Annotated in this window: 3 protein-coding genes; 1 reads left to right on the top strand and 2 read right to left on the bottom strand. The window is 68.2% G+C overall.

Annotation, left to right across the window (positions count from 1 at the left end; all coding sequences use genetic code 11):
• Positions 1-166 precede the first annotated feature (166 nt).
• Positions 167-580 (top strand): hypothetical protein, encoded by a 414-nt coding sequence (locus ABZ371_RS30505; RefSeq protein ID WP_358685715.1) that lies wholly within the window; start codon positions 167-169, stop codon positions 578-580.
• Between the two features lie 404 nt (positions 581-984).
• Here the strand turns inward: ABZ371_RS30505 and ABZ371_RS30500 are convergent, their stop codons facing one another.
• Together ABZ371_RS30500 and ABZ371_RS30495 are read right to left on the bottom strand one after the other, a co-directional pair.
• The gene (locus ABZ371_RS30500) at positions 985-1,578 is read right to left on the bottom strand and encodes a hypothetical protein (protein WP_358685713.1); all 594 of its coding nucleotides are present in this window, start codon (positions 1,576-1,578) and stop codon (positions 985-987) included.
• A gap of 117 nt (positions 1,579-1,695) precedes the next feature.
• Positions 1,696-2,055 (bottom strand): SH3 domain-containing protein, encoded by a 360-nt coding sequence (locus tag ABZ371_RS30495; protein WP_358685710.1) that lies wholly within the window; start codon positions 2,053-2,055, stop codon positions 1,696-1,698.
• Between the last annotated feature and the right edge of the window lie 1,407 nt (positions 2,056-3,462).

Here is a 3,462-nt window from a genome sequence, read left to right as displayed (position 1 = left end):
GCACAGCAGCCTCGGCTACGTCAGCCCCGCCGAGTACGAGACCGCACTCGCAGCCTGACCACCACACCAATGGTGTCCGTCAAAGCGGAACAAGCACAGTCAGCCGTGGACCTGGCCCGCGCACCCATCAGTCAGGATCACCAGGACTCGCGCTGGTGGATGGTGCATGAACGAGACGAATCAGCTGGAAGCGCCGATGGACCGCGCGAACGCCGAAGTCGAACAGGCAGCACGCGCTGCAATGCGTGACATCACGGATTTCGCCAACACGCCGGAATTCCGGTCGGTGCTGAGCGAGATGTGGGCCATCGCCCCGGCACGACGCGCCGATTTCGTCGTCGACGTCCTGCTCAACGCGAAGGAATTGGCGGCGCGGGGAGTGACGATCCCCCAGGACCTCACCATCCAGCGCTCGACATTCCGCGACAACCGCCCCACCCTGTTCTGCATCGTCAAGCACCTGCCGCCCGGACTCCTGTGGGAGAAGGTGACCGTCACGTTCGACAATCCGTCAGGCGAGCCGGCCCTGCTCTACAAGGACATGGTCCGCGACATTGAATCCACAGCGGACATGCTCTAGTCCTAAGGCCCAGGGATCGCCCCAGTACCCGAACAGGGACGGGGCCCCTGGGCCTCGGCCAGCTTCCCGTTCGCCGTGGCGACACGCTGACCGAGTAGCGGCGGCCCGGGGGCATCCCCGCGGACGCGGGGAGCACTCCGGGCGCCGCTCGGGTTTCGCCTTCCAGGGGGGACCATCCCTGCGGGCGCGGGGAGCACGCCTGCGCGGCCGTCGATCGGGCGCTCGTGTGGGGACCATCCCTGCGGGCGCGGGGAGCACTCTTGCTGAACTGCGAGTTTGCCACTCGAGAGAGCCGTTCTGCATGGCTTTCACCGCATTCGACGAAGCGCACCTTTCGGTCCCGCCAGTCTCAATCTGTCCCCCCAGCCTCGCGAACAGCACCCCACCGCCCGAGCCAGCAACGCCTACGCCGCCTTGAGCGCAGCAACTTGATGGGCGCGGTCTTCCAGCTCCTGCACGCGCGGGACGCTCGGGTAGGCCGGGAGCGCTTTGAGTATCGTCTTCAGGTGCTCGTCCCCGCGGGCGGACGAAATGGTCACGTGCTCGTCGAGGAGCATGCCCCACGTTTGGCAGGCGGCTTCGATGTGGCGCATCCGGAACTGCCGCTCGGCGATCACCCCCGTGCAGTGCAGGCGTCCCTGCCGCTCCAGCGGTGAGCGTGCGGCGTTCGAGCGGCGTAGGGACGCGATCGAGCCGTCGTGGTCGCCCAGGTGCCAGCGCACGTGTGACTCGTGGAAGAAGTAGGCGGCTTGGTCGTATCCGCCGACGGCGTCGCGCCGGTCGTCGGCGCGTGCGAGGGCGCTCTCCGCCTCCTTGAGCCAGCCCATGGCGGCGTGGCGGGCATCGGTCATCGCCGCGGCGGCGGCCTGCTGGCCGCGCGGGAAGGCAATGAGGCGCGGGCCGGCGGCAGGGGCGGCCTCGGCGGCCCAGGTCTTCTCGCCGCCGTTCTCGTCGTGGGTCTCGAGGTCCAGGACGACGGCGAGGTCCCCGGTCGTCATGGCCCGCAACCTGCCGTATGTGCCCCTGGCGCCACGCACTGTGGGCCCCGGAATCCGGGGCCCACAGTGCGTCCGGCGTCCTCACACGGGCGTCCCCGAGTGGTTCGCGGGCGGGGGTCAGCAGGCCGCGGTCGCCCCGTTGTCGTTCAGGTTGCCGTCGTAGATCCAGCCGTTGATCTGCGTACCGTCGATGCGTGCGTGGGTCCAGGTGTTACCCGCGGAGTTGACCACGTAGCAGTGGTAGTACAGCTTCGCGCCGTAGACCGTGGCCGTCGTGGGGCAGCCCTCGTTCGGACCTGTGCGCAGGGCTGCGGAACTGCCGGAGATGTAGCCGGAGCCGGCGTCCTTGTTGGACCACGCCGGGTGCGTACACGCGTCGGCACCTGTGACCGCGGCGCCCGCGGTCGGAGCGGAGACGAGGGTGGCCGAGGCGGCCAGGAGGGGCAGGGCGAGTGCGGTCCACAACTTGCGTCTCATTGGATTCCCCGTTCAGTGTTCGGCCGCCCTGTTGCGGCCATCTGTTCCGGACAGGACGTGACGCTAGGTGCTGGACTGGTGCATGTGACAGGTGCATATCAGTCAGTGGGAGGCCGGTGGCTGAATGCGGCGCACATTCGGTGCAGCCTTCGAGGGTGGATGCTTGTCAGCTGCACGTTTTGAGGGGCCGGGAGTGTGCGGTCCGACCGGATCAGGTCCCCGCTCGCCGCTCGCAGAGGGGTGGAAGATCGACGTCCGCCGGGGCGCACGGTTGATAACACCGCACATACGAGTAGAGCTCGAAGTTCAGGGTCGGCCTGGCTCGTGGTGCTCAGGCCGCCGCAGGTGCGCACGGCAGTCGCGGCAGCGGCCGGGATGGCGGGGCGGACGGCTCCGGCCCCGGCGCTGAGGAACTGGCGGGCACGAGTGGCGTGGGCGGCTGTCTCAGCGGTCGTGAAAAGAATGGTGTCCACAGGCATGCTCCAAAACGCAAAAAACCCCTGCCACCGATCAAGGGCTCGTAGGGGCACAGCTGTGTTGCTGGCACCAGGGACGCGCTGAACGACGATCCTGGCCAGGGCCATGCAGGGGCCCGGGGTAGTCGTAAGCGGCTGGCCGCGACCACCTGAACGCGCTTGCCCCACAACTTGCCCTGCAGCTGGTTCCACAACTTACCTGCAACTGCCCTCAGCCGACCGGCAGCGGCTCGATCAGCGCCCACAAGTCGTCGTCCACAATCCACGGCCGGGTACTCACACCATCACGAACGGTCGAATCCTCACACCGGTCACGGCCAACCAGCACGTTGCACCAAGATCGTTACGAGCTCGTACAGCCCTCACTCGTCAACACCCCGACGCAGACGTCAGTGGGAAGGGCTGACTGTTCACCCGGGAGACTCGGCAGGCGCCTTCACCTGAAAAGTGCCTCCGGCGGCGGCAGGATCATTTACCCCTAGAACTTTCGTTCCTTTTACCGGAGGCACTTTTCGCTTACTGGATCCTCACATCGGGCAACCTGACTCACGAAAGCATGAGATCAGGCGGGGAGGCAGAATCCGAGCTCGCCCAGGACGTCCCTGATGAGTTGCTTCAGGTATTCCGGGCTGGGCGGCTCGCAGGGGGCGCCCTTGGGCCCACGGGAGCCCCTGGGGCCCACGGCCCCCTCGGGGCCGGCGTCACCGCGGGGCCCCTGCGGCCCCCTGGGGCCAGCCGGTCCTTCCCGTCCGTCGGCTCCTGCCAGCCCGTGAGCGCCAGGTTTCCCGTCCCTGCCGTCCCTGCCCGGCTGGCCTTCGCTGCCCTTGGCCCCGACAGGGCCTTCGGGACCGGGCGGACCGCTCGCACCCTCCGGTCCCGCCGGTCCTTCGATGCCGCGCGGCCCTTGCGGACCTGGTGGGCCCTCCGGTCC

The sequence above is a fragment of the Streptomyces sp. NPDC005899 genome (genome assembly GCF_040629645.1).
Lineage (GTDB): Bacteria > Actinomycetota > Actinomycetes > Streptomycetales > Streptomycetaceae > Streptomyces.
Note: the sequence above shows the minus strand (reverse complement) of the source record. Positions and strands in the feature narration are given on the sequence as shown.

What these genes read in the sequence shown, in the direction of transcription:
- ABZ371_RS30495 (WP_358685710.1), bottom strand. Translation starts at nt 2,055, where the DNA reads ATGAGACGCAAGTTGTGGACCGCACTCGCCCTGCCCCTCCTGGCCGCC.
- ABZ371_RS30505 (WP_358685715.1), top strand. Translation starts at nt 167, where the DNA reads ATGAACGAGACGAATCAGCTGGAAGCGCCGATGGACCGCGCGAACGCC.
- ABZ371_RS30500 (WP_358685713.1), bottom strand. Translation starts at nt 1,578, where the DNA reads ATGACGACCGGGGACCTCGCCGTCGTCCTGGACCTCGAGACCCACGAC.